Source organism: Streptomyces sp. NPDC051217 (assembly GCF_044455465.1).
Classification (GTDB): Bacteria; Actinomycetota; Actinomycetes; order Streptomycetales; family Streptomycetaceae; genus Streptomyces.
Map to the genome: position 1 here is coordinate 1 of NZ_JBITEV010000031.1, position 25,443 is coordinate 25,443.

General features: G+C 72.7%; 5 protein-coding genes. All 5 read left to right on the forward strand.

The window, feature by feature from the left end; genetic code table 11:
• The coding region (locus tag ACIBBB_RS36100) for a type I polyketide synthase (protein ID WP_398989707.1) at positions 1-2,320 on the forward strand (2,320 nt) is incomplete at its 5' end.
• Positions 2,321-2,360: 40 nt separating this feature from the next.
• Complete coding sequence (locus ACIBBB_RS36105) at positions 2,361-12,482, forward strand: SDR family NAD(P)-dependent oxidoreductase (RefSeq protein ID WP_398989709.1); 10,122 nt, start codon at positions 2,361-2,363, stop codon at positions 12,480-12,482.
• Positions 12,483-12,513: 31 nt separating this feature from the next.
• The gene (locus tag ACIBBB_RS36110) at positions 12,514-18,483 is read left to right on the forward strand and encodes an SDR family NAD(P)-dependent oxidoreductase (protein ID WP_398989713.1); all 5,970 of its coding nucleotides are present in this window, start codon (positions 12,514-12,516) and stop codon (positions 18,481-18,483) included.
• Between the two features lie 93 nt (positions 18,484-18,576).
• A complete protein-coding gene (locus ACIBBB_RS36115) occupies positions 18,577-19,512 on the forward strand; it encodes a proline iminopeptidase-family hydrolase (protein WP_398989711.1) in 936 nt (311 codons plus the stop codon).
• Positions 19,513-19,582: 70 nt separating this feature from the next.
• The coding region (locus ACIBBB_RS36120) for an SDR family NAD(P)-dependent oxidoreductase (RefSeq protein ID WP_398989715.1) at positions 19,583-25,443 on the forward strand (5,861 nt) is incomplete at its 3' end.

Genomic DNA, 25,443 nt, shown 5'->3' on the forward strand with positions numbered 1-25,443 from the left:
GCTGACGTCGGGGATTGTTCTCCCGGACACGGGCGGTGTCGTGTTCACCGGACGGCTGTCCCTCGACACCCACCCCTGGCTCACCGACCACGACGCCTTCGGCGCGGTGGTGGTGCCCGGCGAGGTGTTCCTGGAGCTGGCGCTGACCGTCGCCGAGCAGACGGACCGCGGTCGCGTCGAAGAACTGACCCTGGACGCGCCGCTCGTCATGGCCGGCACCGAGGACGACATGACGCTCCGCGTCATGGTCGACGATGCCGGGTCCTTCAGCGTGTACTCGCGCCGCGACGAGCAGGCGGCCTGGCTGAAGCACGCCACCGGCGTACTGACCTCCGGGGCCGACGGCGCCGGCGGGGCCTCCTGGACGCGCGATGACGCCACGTACGCCGCGCTCCTCGAAGCCGCCTCACACGCCGCCGGACTCCACTCCGACACCCTCCCCGCCGGCGAGCCGGTCCTCGCGCACGTGTGGCGGGGAGCCTCCGTACGCGTCGACGAGCAGGGGCTTCCGGTCCTGTCGGTGGAGTCGGCCGAGACACGCGCCATCTCCACGGACGAGGTACGGGCACACACCGGCGGCCGTGAGTCGCTCTTCCACGTCGAGTGGGTCACCGCCCCGGCACCGGCCGCCTCGGAGGCCGATGCTCATGTGGTCTACGAGTGCCCGCCGGTCAAGGAGTCCGCGCCGGAAGGCTTCCGGGCGATCACCCATGAGGTGCTCCCCGTCCTCCAGCGGTGGCTGGCCGACGAACAGGCCGCGTCCTCCAAGCTCGTGGTCGTCACGCGTGGCGCGACCGACGGCAGCGACCTCGGGCACGCCTCGGTGTGGGGCCTCGTACGCGCGGCGGAGTCGGAGCACCCGGGCCGGTTCGTCCTGGTCGACCTGGACGCCGACACCGAACTGCCCGACGAGGTGCTGCGCCTCGCCGAGCCCGAGATCGCCGTGCGGAACGGCGAGATCCGGGTACCGAGGCTGGCCCGCGTCCCCGCGGTCGACGGGCTTGTCCCCTCATGGGGCTCGCACGGCACGATCCTGATCACCGGTGGTCTGAACGGCCTCGGGGCCCTGGCCGCACGGCACTTGGCCGCGCGGCACGGCGCGAAGAGCCTGCTGCTCACCAGCCGACGGGGCATGGACACGCCGGGTGCGGCCGAACTGGTCGCGGAGCTGACCGGATCGGGCGCCCAGGTGGAGGTCGTCACCTGTGACGTGACCGACCGGGATGCCCTGGCCGCCCTGTTGGCCGAACGGCCCCTGACGGGCGTGGTCCACTCCGCCGGTGTGCTGGACGACGGGCTCATCGGGGCGCTGACGCCCGAGCGGCTGGACACGGTCATGCGGCCGAAGGTCGACGCCGCCTGGTATCTGCACGAACTCACCCAGGACCACGACCTCTCGTCGTTCGTGATCTTCTCGTCCGTCGCCGGCACGCTCGGCGGCGCCGGGCAGGCCAACTACGCGGCGGCGAACGCCTGGCTGGACGCGCTCGCCCGGCACCGGGCCACCAAGGGCCTGCCCGCGGTGACCCTCGGCTGGGGACCCTGGATCGAGGTCGGGGGCATGGCCGACCGTCTGGACGACGCCGAGCTGGCGCGTCTGCGGCGTACGGGAATGCCGCCGCTCTCCCCGGAGGAGGGGCTGGCGCTGCTGGACGCGGCGACCCTGCCCGGACGGCCGGCGATGTCCCTGCCGGTCCGCTTCGACCTGGCGCTGATGCGGTCCCACGCCGAGACGGGAGCGCTGCCCGCGATGTTCGGCGGACTCGTACGGGTGCAGAACCGCCGCGCGCCGGCCGGCCGGGCGTCGTGGGAGCGGCTGTCCGGGATGTCCGTACCGGAGCGCGAGAAGTTCCTCCTTGAACTGGTCCGGGGTCATGTCGCCCAGGTGCTCGGACACGGTGGCGGCGACGAGGTACCGCCGGACCGGGCGTTCAACGAACTCGGCCTCACCTCGCTGGGCGCGGTCGAACTGCGCAACGCGCTCAACACCGAGACGGGGCTGTCCCTGCCCCCGACCCTGGCCTTCGACTACCCGACCCCCCTGGCCATCGCCGAGCTCGTGCACGAGGGGCTGCGGCCGGCCGAAGCCGATCGGGCGACGTCTCTGCTGACCGAACTGAACCGGCTCGAAGGCGTTCTGACCGAGCTGGCGTCGGACGACGGTGAAGCCCACGCCAAGGTGACGGCCCGCCTCGAAGCCATGTCGCGGCGGGCGCGGGACGCCCGGAGCGGGGTGGCGGACGAGCCCGTCGGCGGCCTGGTGGCCGAATCCGATGACGAGTTGTTCGCGGTGCTGAACAAGGAACTGGGACTGTCCTGACGGCTCCCGCCTCTCTGCTTTGTGAACTTTCACGGATTGGTTGATGACGATGTCGAAGGACTCCAACGACGACCGGCTTCGCGAGTATCTGCGGCTTGCCACCGGCGAGTTGCAGCAGACTCGGCGCCGTCTGCGTGAGGTGGAGGACCGGGAACGGGAGCCGATCGCGATCGTGGGAATGGCATGCCGTTTCCCCGGTGGCGCGGCCTCGCCGGAAGGTCTGTGGAAGGTGGTCGCCGACGGCCTGGACACGGTGGGGGAGTTCCCCACCGACCGGGGCTGGGACCTGGACGGGCTGTACGACCCGGACGGGACGGGCGAGGACACCAGCTACGTCAACAAGGGCAGCTTCCTTGAGGGCGCAGGTGACTTCGACCCCGAGTTCTTCGGCATCAGTCCTCTTGAGGCGATGGCGATGGACCCGCAGCAGCGGCTGCTGCTGGAGACGTCCTGGGAGGCGGTGGAGCGGGCCGGTATCGACCCGCCCTCGCTGAAGGGCAGTTCCACCGGGGTGTACGCCGGGCTGGTGTACCACGACTATCCGAGCAGCAGTGTGACCGGTGCGCTGGTCTCCGGCCGCGTCGCCTACACCATGGGTCTTGAGGGCCCCGCGGTCACCGTCGACACCGCCTGCTCGTCGTCGCTGGTCGCCCTGGACATGGCCATCAAGGCTCTGCGCAGCGGAGAATGCTCCCTCGCGCTGGCCGGCGGTGTGACGGTCATGTCGACCCCGGTCACCTTCGTGGAGTTCAGCCGCCAGCGCGGTCTGTCGACGGACGGCCGCTGCAGGGCGTTCGCCGCGTCGGCCGACGGCACCGGCTGGGGCGAGGGCGTCGGCATGCTCCTGGTGGAGCGGCTGTCGGACGCCCGCCGCAACGGGCACCCGATTCTCGCGGTCGTACGCGGCAGCGCCGTCAACCAGGACGGCGCCAGCAATGGCATCACCGCCCCGAACGGTCCCTCCCAGCGCCGGGTGATCCAGGCGGCCCTGGCCAACGCGGACCTGACCACGGCCGACGTCGACGTCGTGGAGGCGCACGGTACGGCCACCACCCTGGGTGACCCGATCGAGGCTCAGGCGCTGCTGGCCACCTACGGGCAGGACCGCGCCGAGGACCGGCCGCTCTGGCTGGGCTCGGTGAAGTCGAACATCGGTCACACGCAGGCCGCGGCGGGTGTCGCGGGCGTCATCAAGATGGTCCAGGCGCTCCGTCACGGCACGCTGCCGAAGACGCTGCACGTGGACGAGCCGACCAACCAGGTGGACTGGGCGGCCGGGAACGTACGGCTGCTCACCGAGACCCAGGACTGGCCGGAGGGCGAAGGCCCGCGCCGCGCAGCCGTGTCGTCGTTCGGGGCCAGTGGTACGAACGCGCATGTCGTCCTGGAGGAGGCCCCGCGCGCCGAGTCCGCACCGGCCGGGGACGCGCCGGAGCGGCAGCAGAGCCTCGAACTGCCGGTCGTGCCCTGGCTGATCTCGGGGAAGACCGAGGCCGCCGTACGCGCCTACGCCGAGCGGCTGCGCGACTCGGTGGCGGACGCCCGGCCGCTGGACGTCGGATGGTCGCTGGCCACACAGCGCGCGGCGTACGAGTACCGGGCCGCCGTGCTGGCACCCGATCAAGAGGGTTTCGCCCAGGGGCTCGAAGCCCTGGTGAAGGGTGAGGCGCCGGTGGCGACGGCCCGGCCCGGGGCCGGCGCGGTCATGGTGTTCCCCGGCCAGGGGTCCCAGTGGGTGGGAATGGCCGTCGAGCTGATGGCGTCGTCGCCGGTGTTCGCGGAGCGGATGGCCGCGTGCGAGAAGGCACTGGCGCCGTTCGTGGACTGGTCGTTGAGCGAGGCGCTCGGCGACGAGGCACTTCTGGAACGCGTGGACGTGGTGCAGCCCGTCCTGTGGGCGGTCATGGTGTCGCTCGCGGGTCTGTGGCGGCACTACGGCGTCGAGCCCGTCGGCGTGGTCGGTCACTCCCAGGGCGAGATCGCCGCGGCGAGTGTGGCCGGAGCGCTCTCGCTGGAGGACGGAGCCCGGGTCGTGGCGCTGCGCAGCAAGGCGCTGCTGGCACTGTCCGGCCAGGGCGGCATGGTGTCGGTCGCCCTCCCCCGGGAGGAGACCGAGCGGCTGATCTCCCGCTGGGGCACTCGCACGGGCATCGCGGTCGTCAACGGCGGTACCTCGACCGTGGTCTCGGGCGAGGTCGAGGCGCTGGACGAACTGATCGCCTCCTGTGAGGCGGACGGTGTGCGGGCACGACGGATCCAGGTGGACTACGCCTCGCACTCGGCCCAGGTCGAGCGCATCGAGCAGGAACTGCTCGACGTGCTGGCACCCATCAAGCCCCGCGCCGCGCAGATCCCCTTCTACTCCACCGTGACCGGCGGGCTGCTGGACACCACCGGCCTGGACGCCGGGTACTGGTACCGGAATCTGCGGCAGACCGTGGAGTTCGACCAGACCATCCGCAATCTGACCGAGCAGGGCGTGGGGGTGTTCATCGAGGCCAGCCCGCATCCGGTGCTGGCCCCGAGCATGGAACAGACCACGATCGGTACGCTGCGCCGCAACGACGGCGGGCTCGGCCGGCTGCTGACCGTTCTGGCCCAGGCCCACACCCACGGTGTGGGCGTCGACTGGGCGAAGGTGTTCGACGGAACCGGCGCCGGGCAGGCCGAGGTTCCGACGTACGCCTTCCAGCACCGCCGCTTCTGGCTGACCGACGAGATCGCGAACGCCGACGCCGCGTCCATGGGCCTGGGCTCCCTGGGCCACCCGCTGCTGGGCGCCATGGTCATGCTCGCGGGCTCGGACGAGGTGGTGCTCACCGGACGGCTGTCGACCGGGTCACTGCCCTGGCTCACCGACCATGTGGTCGAAGGATCGATCCTCTTCCCCGGCACCGGATTCGTGGAGCTGGTGGTACGGGCCGGCGACGAGGTGGGCTGCGGCCGCATCGAGGAGCTGACGATCGAGGCCCCGCTGGTCCTCGCCGAGCGCGGCGGGGTCGCCGTGCAGGTCGTCGTCGGAGGGGCGGACGACGCGGGCCGCCGCGAGGTCCAGGTGTACTCCCGTGACCAGGACGCGACCGACCTGCCCTGGAGCAGGCATGCGACCGGTCTGCTCACCGCGGGCACCGCGGCCGGCGGGAGCGAACTGACGGAGTGGCCCCCGCCCGGGGCCGAGCCGCTGGACCTCGATGTCGACACCCTCTACGAGGAGTTGGTCGGCATGGGCCTGGCGTACGGGCCGACCTTCCGGGGCCTGCGCGCGGCCTGGCGGGCCGGCGACGAGGTGTTCGCCGACATCGCCCTGCCCGACGACGCCAAAGCCGACGCCTTCGGTCTGCACCCGGCGCTCTTCGACGCGGGTCTGCACGCCATCGGACTCTCCCCGGCCGGAACCGGCGACTCGGCCATGCTGCCGTTCGCCTGGTCGGGAGTGGAACTGCACGCCGCCGGCGCGAGCGCGCTGCGCGTACGCATCACCGCCGTGCGGGACGGCGTGGCGGCCCTGGCGATCGCCGACGCGACCGGCCGGCCCGTCGCGACGGTCGACTCCCTGGTGCTGCGGCCCCTCACGGACGTCAGGACCAAGCCCCGTACGGAATCGCTCTTCCACGTCGCCCTCACCCCGGTCCCCGCCGGAACCACCCAGGCGGAACCGCCCACCGACGCCGAGGTGTTCCGCCTCCCCGGCGGATCGGACGTGCGCACGGCGGTGAACCTGACCCTGGGAGCGCTGCAGGCCGCCGAGTCCCGTCTGGTGGTCGTCACGCGCGGCGCGGTCTCCGTGAACGGCGGCGACGTCGACGACCTGGCCGCCGCGGCCGTCTGGGGCCTGGTCCGCACCGCCCAGACCGAAGACCCCGACCGGTTCTTCCTGATCGACCTGGACGGCGACGCCGACGGTCCGCAGGACGGGGACAACACCGCCCTCGCGCTGGCACTTTCGACCGGTGAGCCGCGTGTGGTCGTGCGCGAGGGCGTCGCCCACGCGCCCCGTCTGGCCCGTGTGACCGCGGCCCCGGAGACCGGGGACGAGCCGGCGCCGACGTTCGGCGACGAGGTGCTGATCACCGGTGGAGTGGGAGTTCTGGGCGCTCTGATGGCCCGGCATCTCGTCACCGAGTACGGCGTGTCACGGCTGCTGCTGACCGGTCGCCGGGGCGCGGACACGCCCGGCGCGGCCGAGCTGGTGGAGGAGCTGACCGGGCTGGGCGCCGAGGTCGAGGTCGCCGCCTGCGACGTCGGCGACCGCGACGCGCTGGCCGCGCTGCTGGCCGGGCGTTCCCTCACCGGCGTCGTGCACGCGGCGGGTGTCCTGGACGACGGTGTGATCGGGTCGCTGACGCCCGAGCGGGTGGACCGGGTGATGCGCCCGAAGGTGGACGCGGCCCTGTATCTGCACGAGCTGACACGCGACATGGACCTGAGCGCCTTCGTGCTGTTCTCCTCCGCCGCCGGTGTGATCGGCTCGCCGGGGCAGGGCAACTACGCGGCGGCCAACGCCTACCTGGACGCCCTGGCCGAGCACCGCCGCGCGGGCGGCCTTCCCGCCCAGTCCCTGGCCTGGGGCGTGTGGCAGACCAGCACCGGCATGGCCGGCACCCTGACGGACACCGACAAGTCCCGCATCGAACGCGGCGGCATCCTCTCGCTGTCCCACAGCGAGGGTCTGGCGCTCTTCGACGCGGCCGCGCGGGCGGACGAACCCGCCGCGCTCGTCCCCGTCAAGCTCGACCTGCCCTCCGTCCGCGCCGGCGGGTCCGTACCGGACCTGCTGCGCGGGCTGATCCCCGTCGTCACCCGTGGCACCGCCCGCACCCGCGCCGACGCGGACGGGCTCCGCGAGCGGCTCGTGGGGCTCAACGAGGACCAGCGCCTCGACCTGCTGCTGAACCTGGTCCGCGCGCAGGCCGCCACCACGCTCGGCTACGCCGGACCGCACGCCGTCGACCCGGAGCGCGCCTTCCGCGATCTGGGCGTCGACTCCCTCGCGGCGATGGAACTGCGCAACGGGCTCGGCCAGTCGACCGGCCTGCGCCTTCCCGTCACGCTGGTCTTCGACTACCCGAACCCGACCGTTCTCGCGCGCCATCTGCTCGACGAGGTCTCGGGAACGGTGCACGAGAGCCGTGTCACCTCCGTCGCGACCCCGGTCGGCGACGACCCGATCGCGATCGTCGGCATGGCCTGCCGCTACCCCGGAGGCGTGACCTCGCCCGAGGACCTGTGGCAACTGGTCGACAGCGGCACGGACGCGATCTCCGACTTCCCCACCGACCGGGGCTGGAACCTGGAGCGGATCTACGACCCCACGGGCACCCGCCCGCGCACCAGCTACGTCGACAAGGGCGGATTCCTCTACGACGCCGCCGAGTTCGATCCCGGCTTCTTCGGGATCGCCCCGAACGAGGCCCTGGTCATGGACCCGCAGCAGCGACTGCTGCTGGAGGCGTCCTGGGAGGCGCTGGAGCGCGCGGGGATCGACCCCACCACGCTCAAGGGCAGCCCGACCGGCGTGTTCGCCGGAATGATGTACCACGACTACACCCACAACAGCAGCACCGGCGCCATCGCCTCCGGCCGCGTCTCCTACACCCTGGGGCTGGAAGGCCCCGCGGTGACCGTCGACACCGCCTGCTCGTCCTCCCTGGTCGCCCTGCACCTGGCCGCCCAGGCCCTGCGGTCGGGCGAATGCACGCTCGCCCTGGCCGGCGGCGTGACCGTGATGGCCGCGCCCGACAACTTCGTCGAGTTCAGCGAGCAGCGGGGCCTGGCGACCGACGGCCGCTGCAAGTCCTTCGCCGCCGCCGCCGACGGCGCCAGCTGGAGCGAGGGTGTCGGCATGCTCCTGGTGGAGCGTCTGTCGGACGCCCGCCGCAACGGCCACCCGGTGCTGGCCCTCGTACGCGGCACCGCGACCAACCAGGACGGCGCGAGCAACGGTCTGACCGCCCCCAACGGGCCGTCCCAGCAACGTGTCATCAAGCAGGCGCTGGCCAACGCGGGCCTCGCGGGCGCCGATGTGGACACCGTCGAGGCGCACGGCACGGGCACCACCCTCGGTGACCCGATCGAGGCCCAGGCGCTGCTCGCCACCTACGGCCAGGGCCGCCCCGAGGACCGGCCGCTCTGGCTGGGCTCGATCAAGTCGAACATCGGTCACGCACAGGCAGCGGCGGGTGTGGCGGGCATCATCAAGATGGTCGAGGCGATGCGCCACGCCAGACTTCCCCGGACACTGCACGTGGACGAGCCGACGCCCCAGGTGGACTGGGAGGCCGGCGACGTCCAGCTGCTCACCGAGTCGAGGGAGTGGCCGAGCGACGGCCGCCCGCGCCGCGCCGGTGTGTCGTCCTTCGGCATCAGCGGGACCAACGCCCACGTCATCATCGAGGAAGCGGCCCCGGTCGAGGAAGAGCCGGTGGAGCGGCGGGGGTTGCCCGTCGTGCCCCTGGTGCTGTCCGCCCGGACACCTACGGCGCTCCAGGCCCAGCTCGACCGGATCACCTCCCTCGACGCGGACGAGCTGGACGTGGCGTACTCCGCCGCGACCGGCCGCGCCGCCCTGGAACACCGCGCCGTACGCATCGGCTCCGAGACCGTGATCGACTCCGTCACCGAGGGCAGGCTGGCGTTCCTGTTCACCGGACAGGGCAGCCAGTGGGCCGGGATGGGCCAGGAGCTGTACGAGACCTTCCCCGTCTTCGCCACGGCCTTCGACGAGGTGTGCGCCCTTCTCGACCCCGCCGTGCGCGAGGTCATGTGGAGCGACGAAGAGGCCCTGAGCCGTACCGAGTTCACCCAGCCCGCGATCTTCGCTCTCCAGGTCGCCCTGTTCCGCCTCGTGGAGTCCTGGGGCATCAGGCCGGACCTCATGACCGGCCACTCCATCGGTGAACTGGCCGCGGCGCACGTCGCCGGGGTGTTCGATCTTCAGGACGCCGCCCGGCTGATCACGGCGCGCGGACGGCTGATCCAGGAACTCCCGTCCGGCGGGGCGATGCTGGCGATCCGGGCCACCGAGGAGGACGTCACACCGCTTCTCGGCGAACAGGTGAGCATCGCGGCCATCAACACCCCCGACTCCGTGGTCGTTTCGGGCGCCGAGGCGGCCGTCACCGCGATCGGGGAGCACTTCGCCGACCGCAAGTCGACCCGGCTGAAGGTGTCGCACGCCTTCCACTCGCCGCTGATGGACCCGATGCTTCAGGAGTTCCGGAAGGTCGCGGAGAGTGTCACCTACCGCGAGCCGGTGATCCAGCTGACCAAGGACGTCGCGTCGGCCGACTACTGGGTACGGCATGTGCGCGAAGCGGTGCGCTTCGCCGACGATGTCCGTCACCTGAAGGACCAGGGCGTCACCCGGTTCCTGGAGATCGGACCGGACAGCGTGCTGACCGCGATGGTGCGGGGGACCGTCGACGGCACCGCCGCCGCCACTCAGCGACGCGACCACCCCGGCACGGAAACACTCTTCACCGGCGTCGGCAGGCTGTTCGCCGCCGGAGTCCGGGTCGACTGGAACGCCGTCTTCGACGGGCGCGGCGCGCGCCGGGTCGAACTGCCCACCTACCCGTTCCAGCGCCAGTCGTTCTGGATCGAGTCCGGGCGCGGCGCGGACGCGTCCGACCACCCGCTGCTGGACCGGACGGTCGCGATCGCGGGCGCGGACCGCACCGTACTGACCGGGCGTCTGTCGCTGGGCTCGCAGCCCTGGCTCGCCGAACACGCGGTCGCGGGCACCCTGCTCTTCCCCGGTACGGGCTTCGTCGAACTGGCCGTCCGCGCGGGCGACGAGGTCGGCCTCGGCCGGATCGAGGAACTCAACCTTGAGGCGCCCCTGGTCCTGACCGAACACACCGCCACGGCCGTACAGGTCGTCGTCGGTGAGGACGACGGAGCCGGCCGCCGGCCGGTCGAGATCTACGCCCGCGGCGCGGACGAACTCCATCTGCCCTGGGCCCGGCACGCCGCCGGAACCCTGGCACCGGCCGCCGGAGCCCCGGCCGCGGCGATGACACAGTGGCCGCCGCCCGGCGCGGAGCCCGTCGACCCGGCAGGGCTGTACGAGGGCCTGGCCGAGGCCGGGATCGCGTACGGGCCGGCGTTCCAGGGCCTGAAGGCCGCCTGGCGCGACGGTCAGGAGGTGTACGCCGAGATCGCACTGTCCGCGGCGGCCGACCGCTTCGGGATCCATCCGGCACTCCTGGACTCGGCCCTGCACACGGTCCCGCTGCTGTCCGAGGACGACCGCGTCGTCCTGCCGTTCTCCTGGGCCGGAGTGGAGCTGCACGCCTCCGGCGCCACCGCGCTCCGGGTCCGGATGACGCCCTCCGGCCAGGACCAGGTGGCCATCCACGCCGTGGACGGCGCCGGGCAGCCGGTCGTCTCCATCGACGCGCTGACACTGCGTCCGATGGCCGCCGGGTCGCTCACCCGCGTCGACTCGCTCTTCCAGGTCGAGTGGACGCCCGTCGCCGTACGCGAGGACGCAGCCCGGGACATGAAGGTGTGGCGGACCGAGGGCGACGACGTGCTCTCCACGCTGCACCCGCTCCTCAAGGCGGTCCAGGCGGAGACCGACACCCTCGCGGTGGTCACGCGGGGCGCGGTGTCCGTGGCCGGTGAGGACGTCACGGACCTGGCCGGCGCCGCCGCGTGGGGCCTGGTGCGCAGCGCCCAGTCGGAGGAGCCGGACCGGTTCGTCCTGGTCGACGTGGCCGGTGAGGACGACAAGGCGGACATCGCCCTGGCCCTGGCGGCCGGAGAGCCCCAGGTGGCCGTCCGGGACGGGAAGGTCTACGTACCCCGGCTGCGGGCCGCGTCGGTCACCGAGTCCGAGCCGTCGTCGGTCTTCGGCGACGAGGTACTGATCACGGGCGCGTCCGGCGCCCTCGGTGGACTGGTCGCACGCCATCTGGTCACCGCGCACGGCGTACGCCGGCTGCTGCTGACCAGCCGCCGGGGGCTGGACGCCCCGGGGGCGACCGAGCTGATGAAGGAACTCGGCGGGCTGGGCGCGGAGGTCGAGGTCGCCGCCTGCGACGTCGCCGACCGCGACGCGCTGGCCGCTCTGCTGGCCGGGCGTTCCCTCACCGGCGTCGTACACGCGGCGGGTGTCCTGGACGACGGTGTGATCGCCTCGCTGACACCGGAGCGCCTGGACAAGGTCGTGGCGCCCAAGGCCGTGGCCGCCCTGAATCTGCACGAGTTGACCCGGGACATGGACCTGGGCGCGTTCGTCCTGTTCTCCTCGGCGGCCGGTGTGATCGGCACCCCCGGACAGGGCAACTACGCGGCGGCCAACGCCTACTTGGACGCCCTCGCGGAGCACCGCCGAGCGGGCGGTCTCGCCGCCCAGTCCCTCGCCTGGGGCCTGTGGACGACCGACTCCGGCATGGCCGGTGAACTGGCCGACGCCGACCGGCAGCGCATCGACCGCTCGGGCCTCGCGGGACTCTCGCCGGAGCAGGGGCTCGAACTCCTCGATGTGGCGGGCTCACTGGCCACCCCGACGCTGGTCCCCATGAGCCTGGACACCCGGTCCATGAACGCGGCCGACGTACCGCCGATCCTGCGCGGACTGGTACGCGGCAGCTCACGGCGTGTCGTCGCGGCGGACCATGCGGGCGGGGCGGCAGCGCTGCGGCAGCGCCTGGCCGCACTGCCCGCCGACGAGCGGTACGACGAGGTGCTCGACCTCGTCCGTACCCACGCGGCGGCCGTACTGGGTCACGCGGGACCGGAGGCCGTCGAACCCGAGCGGGCCTTCGGCGACCTGGGATTCGACTCCCTGGGAGCCGTCGAGTTCCGCAACACCCTCAACGCGGCCGCCGGGCTGCGCCTGCCCGCCACGATGATCTTCGACCACCCCACCGCCCGGGTGCTCGCCGAGCACATCGCCGCGGAGCTGGCGCCCGACGGCGACGGCGTGGACGCCGACGACGAGACGGTCCGCCGCCTGCTCGGGTCGATACCGCTCAGCAAGCTGCACGACGCGGGACTCATGGACGCCCTGCTCGAACTCGCCGGCGTCGGCGCCGCCCCAGGTACGGCCCCGGCCGTGCCCGAGGAGGAGTCGATCGACGAGATGGACGCCGAAGCCCTGATCAGCATGGCCCTGCAGGACACCGATCTGGACGAAGCGACGCGGGAAGTCTGAGGACACGATGGCCGACACCGACCAGAAGCTCGTGGCGGCGCTGCGCGCGTCGCTCAAGGAGTCCGAGAGCCTGCGTACGCGCAACCGCGCCCTGCAGGCCGCCTCCCGCGAACCGATCGCGATCGTGGCGATGAGCTGCCGCTACCCCGGCGCGACCTCGCCCGAGGAGCTGTGGCGGCTGGTCGCCGACGGGACGGACGCCGTCTCGCGGTTCCCGACCGACCGGGGCTGGGACGAGGCGGGGATCTACGATCCCGAGCCCGGCAAGCCCGGCAAGACGTACTCGCGTGAGGGCGGATTCCTCTACGACGCCGCCGAGTTCGATCCCGCCTTCTTCGGGATCGCGCCGAACGAGGCGATGGTCATGGACCCGCAGCAGCGGCTGCTGCTGGAGGCGTCCTGGGAGGTGCTGGAGCGCGCGGGTATCGACCCGACGACGCTGAAGGGCAGCCCGACCGGTGTCTTCGCCGGGATGATGTACCACGACTACACGTACAACAGCAGCACGGGCGCCATCGCCTCCGGCCGGGTCGCGTACACGCTGGGCCTGGAGGGCCCGGCGGTGACGATCGACACCGCCTGCTCGTCCTCCCTGGTCGCGCTGCACTGGGCGGTCCAGGCCCTGCGGTCGGGGGAGTGCACGCTCGCCCTGGCCGGCGGTGTCACGGTGATGGCGACGCCCGAGACCTTCATCGAGTTCAGCCATCAGCGCGGGCTCGCGGCCGACGGCCGCTGCAAGTCGTACGCGGCCGCCGCCGACGGCACCGGCTGGGGCGAGGGCGTCGGCATGATCCTCGTGGAGCGGCTGTCGGACGCCCGCCGCAACGGCCACCCCGTACTCGGAGTGGTCCGCGGCACGGCGATCAACCAGGACGGCGCCAGCAACGGCATGACGGCCCCCAACGGGCCGTCCCAGCAGCGCGTCATCAAGCAGGCGCTGGCCAACGCCCGGATATCCGCCGACGGCGTCGACCTGATCGAGGGTCACGGCACCGGCACCACACTCGGCGACCCGATCGAGGCCCAGGCGCTGCTCGCCACCTACGGGCAGGACCGCCCCGGGAACCGGCCGCTCTGGCTGGGCTCCATCAAGTCGAACATCGGTCACACGCAGGCCGCCGCGGGCGTGGCCGGCATCATCAAGGTGGTCGAGGCGATCCGGCACGGCGTCATGCCGCCGACGCTGCACGTGGACGAGCCGACGCCCCAGGTGGACTGGGAGACGGGTGACGTCCGGCTGCTCACCGAGACACGGGAGTGGCCGGACCAGGAACACCCGCGCCGCGCGGGCGTCTCGTCCTTCGGTATCAGCGGCACCAACGCCCACGTCATCATCGAGGAGGCGCCGCCCGTCGAGGAGGAGGAGGCGCCGTCGGCCCCGGCCATCGAGGGACCGGTCCTGTGGACCCTCTCGGCCAGGACCGAGCAGGCGCTGGGCGCGCAGGCCGAACGCCTCCACTCCTACCTGCGGGAGCGGCCGGAGCTGTCGCCCGCCGACGTCGGCCTGTCGCTCGCCACCGGCCGCGCCGCCCTCGAACACCGGGCGGCGATCGTCGCCGAGGACCGCACGGCCCTCCTCGGCGGACTCACCGCACTCGCCGGGGGAACCTCGTCGCCGTCCGTCGTCACCGGCAAGCGGCGCGAGGGCAAGGTGGCGTTCCTCTTCACCGGCCAGGGCAGCCAACGCCTCGGCATGGGACGGGAGTTGTACGACACGTTCCCGGCCTTCGCGGCGGCGTTCGACGAGGTGTGCGAGGCCACGGGCCTGCCCCTCAAGGACGTGATGTGGGGCGACGAGGCGGCCCTGCACCGTACGGAGTCCGCACAGCCCGCGATCTTCGCCCTCGAAGTCGCCCTCTTCCGGCTGGTCGAGTCCTGGGGGATCAAGCCCGATTACCTGGCCGGACACTCCATCGGCGAGCTGGCCGCGGCCCATGTCGCGGGCGTACTCGGTCTGGGGGACGCCGCACGGCTGGTCGCCGAGCGCGGACGGCTGATGCAGGCGCTGCCGGCGGGCGGCGCGATGGTGGCCATCGAGGCCACGGAGGAGGAAGTCGCCCCGCTGCTCACCGACGAGGTGGGGATCGCCGCCGTCAACAGCCCCACCTCGGTGGTCATCTCGGGCGCCGAGGACGCGGTGACCGCCGTCACCGAGCACTTCACCGACCGCAGGACGAGCCGCCTGACCGTCTCGCACGCGTTCCACTCGCCCCTGATGGAACCGATGCTGGACGACTTCCGCAAGGTCGCCGAGAGCGTCACCTACGACCGGCCGCGCATCCGGCTGGTGAAGGACATGGCGTCCGCCGAGTACTGGGTACGGCACGTGCGCGACGCCGTCCGGTTCGCCGACGACATCCGCCGCCTCCAGGACGAGGGCGTCACGCGCTTCCTGGAGATCGGCCCCGACGGGGCTCTCACCTCCATGGCCCGCCGGACAGCACCCGATGCCATCACAGCCGCCGCCCTGCGCCGCGAACGGTCCGAGGCCGGAACGCTGTTGACGGCGGTCGCGCATCTGCACACCAGCGGCGCCTCTCCCGACTGGACGGCCCTCTTCGCGGGCCGTCGGGCACGCCGGGTCGATCTGCCCACCTACTCCTTCCAGCGCGCCCGCTTCTGGCTCTCGGAGCCGGTGACCGGGGGCGGCAACGCGGCCTCCATGGGCCTCACCGCGCTCGACCACCCCCTGCTGAGCGCCGAGATCGCCGTGCCCGGCTCGGACACCGTTGTCTTCACCGGGCGCCTGTCCACGGACACCCACCCCTGGCTGGCGGACCACGAGGTCCTGGGCGCGACGCTGCTGCCCGGTACGGCCTTCGTCGAACTGGCCGTGCGCGCGGGCGACCAGGTCGGCCACGGAGTCCTCGACGAACTGACGCTCCACGCGCCGCTCGCCCTGCCCGAAGCGGGGGGCGTACGGCTGCGGCTGACGGTCGGTGAGCCGGCCGGCGACTCGGGGCGGCGCCCCCTCACCATCCACTCGCTCGTCGAGGACGCCGACGCGGACGCACCCTGGGTCCTGCACGCCGAAGGCGCCCTGGCGCCCGAGGACTCCGCCGTACCGGCCTCGTTCGATCTGACGCGGTGGCCGCCGGAGGAGACGGCGAGGATCACCACCGAAGGCGCGTACGAACGGTTCCGGGAGCTCGGTTACGCGTACGGCCCGGCCTTCCAGGCACTCAAGGCCGCATGGCGCGTCGGCGACGAGATCTTCGCCGAGGTGGCGCTCGCGGAAGAGGCGACCGACGCCGAGCGGTTCGTACTCCACCCGGCCCTGCTCGACTCCGCCCTGCACGCGGTGATCCTCAGCGCGGGCGAGGACGACGCCACATCGCTGCCGTTCGCCTGGAAGGACGTCCGGCTGCACGCCTTCGGCGCCACCGCCGCGCGCGTCCGGTTCACCCCCAACGACGACGGCGGGACAACCATCCACGTCGCCGACACGCAGGGGCGTCCCGTCGCGACCGTGGGGTCCCTGATCTCCCGGGAGGTCTCGGCCGAGCAGCTCGCACCGGCGGCCCCCGGGCCCGGCGACTCCCTCTTCCACCTCGCGTGGACACCCGCCACGGTCCTGGCCGACGAGGCCGACGAGGCCGACTGGACGATGGTCGCGGACCTGGCGGAGCTCTCCGACCGGGTGCCCGCGACCGTCGCGCTGACCCTCCCCGCCGGCACGGGCCGGATCGCGGAAGACGTCAGGACGGTCACCGGCGAGACACTCGCGGCCCTCCAGACCTGGCTCACGGACGAACGGTTCGCCGACAGCAGGCTCATGGTGGTGACACACGGGGGCGACGACCTCGCGCACGCCTCCGCCTGGGGCCTGGTTCGCGCCGCCCACTCCGAGGACCCCGGGCGCTTCGCGCTGCTCGACACCGACAGCGACGACACGGAGACGATCGCCCGTGCCGTCGCGTCCGGCGAGGCGGACCTGCGCATCCAGGACCAGGAGATCCAGGTCCCCCGGCTGGCGCGCGTACCGGCGGCGGACGCCGAGACCGCGGCACACACCGAAGCGGCATCCGACGGTCCGTCCGACGGGGAATCACCCTGGGGCCGGCCCGGAACGGTGCTGATCACCGGCGGTACGGGCGGACTCGGCGCGCTCGTCGCCCGCCACCTGGTCACCGAGCACGGCGTCCGGGACCTGCTGCTGACCAGCCGCCGCGGCATCGAGGCGGACGGCGCGGCCGACTTCCAGCAGGAGCTGGCCGCCCTCGGCGCGACGGTCGAGATCGCCGCCTGCGACGTGGCCGACCGGGACGCCCTTCGGACGCTGCTGACCGGCCGCACCCTCGGCGCGGTCGTGCACACCGCCGGCGTGCTGGCCGACAGCATGATCGCCAACCTGACGCCGCACGGCCTCGAACAGGTACTGCGCCCCAAGGTGGACGGCGCGCTGAACCTGCACGACCTCACCCGAGGCCAGGAACTCGGCGCCTTCGTCCTGTTCTCGTCGGCCGCAGGCGTGTTCGGCTCGCCCGGCCAGGGCAACTACGCCGCCGCCAACACCTTCCTCGACGCTCTCGCCCAGCACCGCCACGACGAGGGGCTGCCCGCGCAGTCCCTCGCCTGGGGGCTGTGGGCGGACACCGGCGGCATGGCGGGCGGGCTCGGCGAGGCGGACCTCCAGCGGCTGCGCCGCCAGGGCATGCCCGCGCTGACGTCGCACGACGGACTCGCGCTGTTCGACGCCGCCGCCGCCAGGCCCGAGCCCGCGCTGGTACCGATGAGCCTGGACCTGCGGGTGCTGCGGAGCGGCACCGGCGGCGAACCGCCCGCCGTACTGCGCGGCCTGGTCCCGTCCACCCGCCGCCGCGCGGCGACAGCCGACCCGGCGGCGCTGCGCGACGAACTGGCGGCGATGCCCGCCGAACAGCGCGAACGGGCCCTGAGCGACCTGGTGCTGAGCCTCGCGGCCTCCGTCCTCGGACACTCCGGCCCCGAGGCGGTCGACCCCGCACGCGACTTCCTGGAGTCCGGGTTCGACTCGCTCACCGCGATGGAACTGCGCACCGCGCTCAGCGCCGCCACCGGGGTGAAGCTGCCCACGATGGCCGTGTTCGACAGCAAGAACCCCTCCAACCTCGCCCGTCTCCTCGTGGACGAGATGGAGTCGGGTCTCTCCCGCCCGGACACGGCCGACGAGCCGTCCCCCGGCCAGGACGAGACCGTGACCGAGCTGTTCCGGGGGGCCGTGCGGGCCGGTGACTCGACAGGAGCGCTGGCACTGGCATCGGCGGTCGCCGCGCTGCGGCCCAAGTTCACCACGCCCGCCGAACTCGGCCGCCCCCCGAAGACGGTGCAGCTGGCCGACGGCGCCCGCCGCCCCCGGCTCATCTGTCTCTCCACCCCCATGGCCGGCGGCGGCGTGCACCAGCACGCCCGCCTCGGCTCCGAATTCCGGGACGTCCGGCCCGTAACCGCGCTGGCGCTGCCGGGATTCCAGCGGGGCGAGCCGCTGCCCGAGTCCGTCGAGGTGCTGTCACAGGTCCTCGCCGAGGCCGTGCTCGCGGCGGCGGACGGCGATCCGTACGTACTGCTCGGCTACTCCTCCGGCGGCATCATCGGCCACGTCCTCGCGCGTCACCTGGAGGAGACGGTCGGCAACCCGCCCGCCGGGCTCGTCCTGATCGACACCTTCCGCGTCGAGGACACCGCCATGAACGTCGGCTTCGGCCACCTCATGGGCGAGCTGCTCACGGTCGAGACGACCGTCGGCAGCTTCGACACGGCCCGGCTCTCCGCGATGCCGTACTACTTCCAGGTGCTGGCGGGCTTCGACCCCGAACGGCTCGCGGCGCCGACCCTCTTCGTCCAGGCGTCCGAGCCGTTCGTCCAGCCCCCGGAGGGCATCGACGTGGCCGAGATGCGGGCCCAGCCGTGGGATACCGAGCACACCCTGCGCACCGTCGAAGGCAACCATTTCTCCCTCGGACAGGAGCACGCCCCGGCGACCGCCCGAGCCATCGAGGAGTGGCTGGAGACGCTCGACTGAGCCGTGGCCGACGTCAGGATCCCCCGGAACAAGTGCACGCCGCGTGCGGGGACGCGGCACCTTGAGAGAGACCCGAAATTAGGTGGTTGAGAAATGGCGTCCACGCCCACGGCCAAGGGAACTGTTCCCTTCCGGGAGTTCAAGACCTGGTACCGCGTCACCGGACCGACCGGAGCGGGCCGCCCGGCCCTCGTCGTCGTGCACGGAGGCCCCGGCTCCACCCACGACTACCTGACGGGTCTGTCCGTCTACGCCGAACGCGGCTGGACCGTGGTCCACTACGACCAGCTCGGCAACGGCGGCTCGACCCATCTGCCGGACGCCGACCCCGGTTTCTGGACCCCGCAGCTGTTCCGGGACGAGCTGGAGAACCTGCTGAGCCGGCTCGGCATCGCCGACGACTACGTCCTGTTCGGGCAGTCGTGGGGCGGGATGCTGGCCGCCTGGCACGCCTCGGACCGCCCCGCCGGGCTGCGCGGCCTGGTCATCGCCAACTCACCTGCCTCCTACCCGCTGTGGCTCTCCGAGATGGACGTACTGCGCTCCCAGCTGCCGCCGGGCGTCGACGACACACTGCGCGAGCACGAGGCCGCCGGCACCACCGACAGCGACGAGTACATCGAGGCGATGCTGGTCTTCTACGCCCGGCACGTCTGCCGGGTCCAGCCGTGGCCCGGTGAGCTCATGGCCTCATACATGGAGGCCGTCAGCGATCCGACGGTCTACCGCACGATGAACGGTCCCAACGAGTTCCATGTCATCGGCAGCCTGCGCGACTGGTCGGTCATCGACCATCTGCCCAGCATCGACGTGCCCACGCTCGTCCTGTCGGGCCGTTACGACGAGGCCACCCCGGTCACGGTGCGCCCCTTCGAGGAACTGATACCGGACGCCCGCTGGGAGATCTTCGAAGACTCCAGCCACGCCCCGCACTTCGAGGAGCCGGAACGGTTCTACGAGGTGCTCGGCGCATTCCTTGACACGGTCGGCGCACGCGACGCGCAGACCACAACGGTGAGCGGAGGCTGAGACGTAGATGGACGCCCAGGTCGAGGAGATCGTCGAGGCGCTGCGCGGCTCGCTCGTCGAGAACGAGCGGCTGCGGCAGGACAACGAGAGCCTGCGCGCCGCCGCGAGCGTGGCCACCGAGCCCATCGCGATCATCGGCATGGCCTGCCGGTTCCCCGGCGGCGTCGGCTCCCCGGAGGAGCTGTGGGAGCTGGTCGACGAGGGCCGTGACGCCATCGGACCGTTCCCCGGCGACCGTGGCTGGGACATGAGCGCGCTGTACGACCCGGAGCCCGGAAAGCCCGGCAAGACGTACGCGCGCGAGGGCGGATTCCTGCACGACGCGGCCCAGTTCGACCCCGAGTTCTTCGGGATCAGCCCGCGTGAGGCCCTCACCATGGACCCCCAGCAGCGGCTTCTGCTGGAGATCACCTGGGAGTCGATGGAACGGGCCGGTCTCGACCCGGCGTCCCTGCGTGGCAGCCGCACCGGTGTGTTCGCCGGCGCGATGTACCACGACTACGGCATCACCAGCAGCGACGGCAGCCTGGTCTCCGGTCGTGTCGCCTACACCCTCGGCCTGGAGGGCCCGGCGGTCACCGTCGACACGGCCTGCTCCTCGTCGCTGGTCGCGCTCCAGTGGGCCTCGCAGGCGCTGCGCTCGGGGGAGTGCACCCTGGCGCTGGCCGGTGGCGTCAGCGTCATGGCCACACCCGAGACGTTCATCGAGTTCAGCGAGCAGCGAGGGCTCTCCGCCGACGGCCGCTGCCGCTCCTTCGCCGCCGAGGCCGACGGCACCGGCTGGGCCGAGGGCGCGGGCGTCCTGCTCCTGGAGAAGCTGTCCGACGCCCGCCGCAACGGGCACCCCGTGCTGGCCGTCGTGCGCGGTACGGCCGTCAACCAGGACGGCGCGTCCAACGGCTTCAGCGCGCCCAACGGCCCCTCCCAGCGCCGTGTCATCCAGCAGGCGCTCAGCGCCGCCGGACTGACCCCCGCCGATGTCGACGTCATGGAGGGCCACGGCACCGGCACCTCCCTCGGCGACCCCATCGAGGCGCAGGCACTTCTCGCCACGTACGGACAGAACCGCGAAGAGCCGCTGTGGCTCGGGTCGATCAAGTCGAACATCGGCCACACCCAGGCCGCCGCCGGAGTCGCCGGCGTCATCAAGATGGTCGAGGCCATCCGGCGCGGCACACTGCCGAAGACACTGCACGCCGACGAGGCGTCGCCGCAGGTGGACTGGGACGCGGGCAATGTCCGCCTCCTCACCGAGTCCCGGGCCTGGCCCGACGCCGACCGGCCGCGCCGCGCCGCGGTCTCCTCGTTCGGCGTCAGCGGCACCAACGCCCACGTGATCATCGAGCAGGCGGAGCCCGACCCCGAGCCCCGCCCCGAGCCCGCCGCGCCGCGGCCGTCCTCGGACGTGCCCGTGCCGCTGGCGCTGTCGGCCGGCACCGAGACCGCCCTGCGCGCCCAGGCCCGGCAGTTGGCCGACCATCTGCGGAACACTCCCGGCCTCGACCCCGTCGACATGGGCTTCTCCCTCGCCACCGCACGCGCAGCGCTGAGCCGCCGCGCCGTCGTGGTCGGCCACGACCGCGAGGAAATCCTCGGCGCACTGGACGCGTTGGCCGACGGCGCGCCCATCGGCGCCGCCGCCCGGACGACCGGACTGACCGCTTTCCTCTTCACCGGACAGGGCAGCCAGCGGCTCGGCATGGGCCGCGACCTGCACGCCGCGTTCCCCGTGTTCGCCCGCGCCTTCGACGAGGTGTGCGCCGTTCTCGACCCCGCCGTGCGCGAGGTCATGTGGAGCGACGAAGAGGCCCTGAGCCGAACCGAGTTCACCCAGCCCGCGATCTTCGCTCTCGAAGTCGCGCTGTTCCGGCTCTTCGAATCATGGGGTGTACGGCCCGACTTCGTCGCCGGTCACTCGATCGGCGAGCTCGCCGCCGCCCATGTGGCCGGCGTGTTCTCCCTCGCCGACGCCGCCACGCTCATCACCGCCAGGGCGCGGCTGATGGGGGCGCTGCCGACGGGCGGTGCGATGGTGGCGGTCGAGGCCACCGAGGACGAGGTCCTCCCGCTGCTCTTGGACGGCGTCGGCATCGCCGCCGTCAACGGCCCCACGTCCGTGGTCCTTTCGGGTACCACGGAAGCCGTGGACACCGTCGTCGAGAAGCTCGGCGCGCGCAGGACGAACCGCCTCACGGTCTCCCACGCGTTCCACTCACCGCTGATGGACCCGATGCTCGACGACTTCCGCCGTGTCGCCGAGGGCGTCACGTACGCGGAACCGGCCGTCCCCGTCATGGCGAGCGGCGACGTCACCACCGCCGCGTACTGGGTCGGCCATGTCCGTGACACCGTCCGCTTCGCCGACGCGGTGACCCGGCTGGAAGCCGAGGGCGTCACCCGGTACGTCGAACTCGGGCCCGACGGCATCCTCACCGCCATGGCCCGCCAGAGCCTCACGACCACCGCCGAGACCGCCGTACTCGTCCCGGCCCTGCGCCGCAAGGAAGCCGGAACCGTCGCCGTCCTCACGGCGCTCGGCGGACTGCACGCGGCGGGCCTGAAGGTCGACTGGACGGGCGTGTTCGACGGCCGCGGCGCCCGGCGCGCCGACCTGCCCACCTACCCCTTCCAGCGCGCCCGTTACTGGTTCGACAAGCGCGGCATGGGCGGCGACGTCACGTCCGCCGGCCTCGACCGGCCCGACCACCCGCTGCTCGGCGCGATGGTGCACCTGCCCGGCTCCGACGGCGTGGTGTTCACCGGACGGCTGTCCACCGGGGCCCACCCCTGGCTCCGCGACCACACCGTGATGGGCTCCGTCCTGCTGCCCGGCACGGCGTACGTGGAACTCGCCGTGCGCGCCGGGGACCAGGTCGGCTGGAACCGCGTCGAGGAACTCAGCGTCGCGGCGCCCCTGTTCCTGCCCGAGCACGGCGGCGTCCACATCCAGGTCGCCGTCGACGCGCCCGACGAGTCCGGGCTCCGCCCGGTGAGCGTGTTCTCCCGTGCCGACGACGCCCCGCTCGACCGCGAATGGGTCCTGCACGCCGAGGGATTCCTGGCGCCCGACGCGGGCGAACCGGCCGCCGACCTCCTGGCATGGCCGCCGCGCGACGCCGAGCCCCTCGCCGTCGAAGGACTCTACGAGCGGCTCGAATACGGGCCCACGTTCCACGGCCTGCGCGCCGCCTGGCGGCGCGGCGACGAGCTGTTCGCCGAGACGGCCCTCCCCGAGGGTGTCGACGCCGGAGGCTTCGGCCTCCATCCCGCCCTGCTCGACTCGGCGTTGCACGTGCTCGACCTGGCGGGCGAGGACGCGACGGTACTGCCGTTCTCCTGGTCCGACGTCACCCTGCACGCCGAGGGCGCCCTGGCCGCACGGGTCCGCCTGAGCGTCCGGGCCGACAAATCGGTGTCCCTGGAACTGGCCGACGCCATGGGACGGCCCGTCGCCTCGGTCGGGTCGCTGACACTGCGCCCCGTCACCGCGGACGGCCTCTCGCCGGCCGCGGCCCGCGTCGCCAACGCGCTCTTCCGGGTGGACTGGGTCCCGGCCGGCGAAGCCCGGCCGGGTGCCGACGACACCGAGGTGAGCGTTCACCACTGCCCGCCGACGACCGGCGACACCCTTGCCGCCGTACGCGCGGTGACCACCGGCGTACTGGCGGCCGTCCAGGCCGCCGTGGAGGGCGCCACCTCCCTCGTCGTCGTCACCAACGGCGCCCTCGACGGCTCCGACCTCGGGCACGCCGCCGTATGGGGACTCGTACGCGCCGCCGAGGGTGAGCACCCCGGCCACTTCTTCCTCGTCGACACCGACGCCCCCGTCGACCCCCGCCGGATCGTCGCCGCGGGCGAGCCCGAACTGCGCGTCCACGGCGACGAGACGCTGGTGCCGCGCCTGGCCGGCGTACCGCTCGAACCGGCCGACGCCGTCTGGGACACCACACGCACCGTCCTGATCACCGGCGGGACCGGCGCCCTCGGGGCGGCCGTCGCCCGCCACCTGGTCACCCGCCACGAGGTACGGCGGCTGCTGCTGACCGGCCGCCGGGGCCCGGACGCGCCCGGAGCCGCCGAACTCGCCCGGGAACTCGCCGAGTTGGGCGCCGAGGTCGAGGTCGTCGCGTGCGACTCCGGCGACCGCGACGCCCTGGCCGCACTGCTCGACGGCCGGACCATCGGCGGAGTCGTACACGCGGCGGGCGTCCTGGACGACGGCGTGATCCTCTCCCTGACCCCCGAGCGCATCGACCACGTGCTGCGCCCGAAGGCCGACGCGGCATGGCATCTCCACGAACTCACCCGCGACATGGGGCTGACCGCCTTCGTGCTCTTCTCGTCCGTCGCGGGCGTCCTCGGCGCTCCCGGACAGGGCAACTACGCGGCGGCCAGCACCCTCCTCGACGGCCTCGCACGGCACCGGCACGCGGGCGGACTCCCCGCGCTGTCACTGGCCTGGGGTCCGTGGGCCGGAGAAGGCATGGCGGACGGGCTCGCCTCGGCCGGCATGCGGTCCCTGACGCCGGAGGAGGGCCTCGCCCTGCTCGACGCCGCCACCGGTGCGGCCGAGCCCGTACTGGTACCCGTCCGGTTCGACCTGGCAGCCTTCGACACGCCGCCGCCCATCATGCGCGGCCTCGTCCGAGGCCGGTCGCGCCGCGTCCTCGACACCGACGCGTCGGCGACCGCCGTGCTGCGGCAGCGCCTGGCCGGACTCGGCGAGGCGGAACGCGCCGCCGAACTCCTCGGCCTCGTCCGCGCGCAGGCCGCCATGGTCCTCCGGCACGCCGGAGCCGAGTCGGTCGATCCCGACCGGGCCTTCCGCGACCTCGGATTCGACTCGCTCACCGCGATCGAACTGCGCAACCTGCTCGGTGGAGCCACCGGACTCCGCCTGCCCGCCACCCTCGTCTTCGACTACCCCACCCCCGGCGTCCTGGCCGGACACCTCCTGGAGGAGCTGTCCGGAGCCGTGGAGAAGGCTCCGGTCGCGACCGTCGCGAGCCCGTTGGACGACGAGCCGATCGTCATCGTCTCCATGGCGTGCCGCTACCCGGGTGGCGTCGACTCGCCCGAGGGGCTGTGGCGGCTCGTCGACGACGGTGTCGACGCGATATCGGAGTTCCCGGCCGACCGGGGCTGGGGCGTGGAGGACATCTACGACCCCGAGCCCGGCATTCCGGGGAAGACATACGTACGCGACGGCGGATTCCTGCACGACGCCGGCGACTTCGACCCGGACTTCTTCGGCATCAGTCCGCGTGAAGCTCTCGACATGGACCCGCAGCAGCGGCTGCTTCTTGAGACGTCGTGGGAGGCGCTGGAGCGCGCCGGGATCGCGCCCACCACGCTGAAGGGCAGCGCGACCGGTGTGTACGCCGGGGTGATGTACCACGACTACCCCGGCGGTACCGGCGGCGGAAGCATCGTCTCCGGCCGCGTGTCCTACACCCTCGGCCTCGAAGGCCCCGCGGTGAGCGTGGACACGGCGTGCTCGTCGTCGCTGGTCGCCCTGCACTGGGCGGCGCAGGCACTGCGTTCGGGTGAGTGCTCACTCGCCCTCGTCGGTGGCGTGACCGTCATGGGAACACCACAGTCGTTCATCGATTTCAGTGAGCAGCGCGGGCTGGCCGCCGACGGCCGCTGCAAGTCCTTCTCGTCCTCCACCGACGGCACGGGCTGGGGCGAGGGCGCGGGCGTCCTCGTGGTCGAGCGTCTCTCCGACGCGCGTCGTCTCGGGCATCCGGTGCTCGCGGTGGTGCGGGGGAGCGCGCTGAACCAGGACGGTGCCAGCAACGGTCTGACCGCCCCCAACGGGCCCTCCCAACAGCGTGTGATCAAGCAGGCGTTGGCGAACGCGGGTCTGTCGGCGGCGGATGTGGACGCGGTCGAGGCGCACGGCACGGGCACCACGCTGGGTGACCCGAT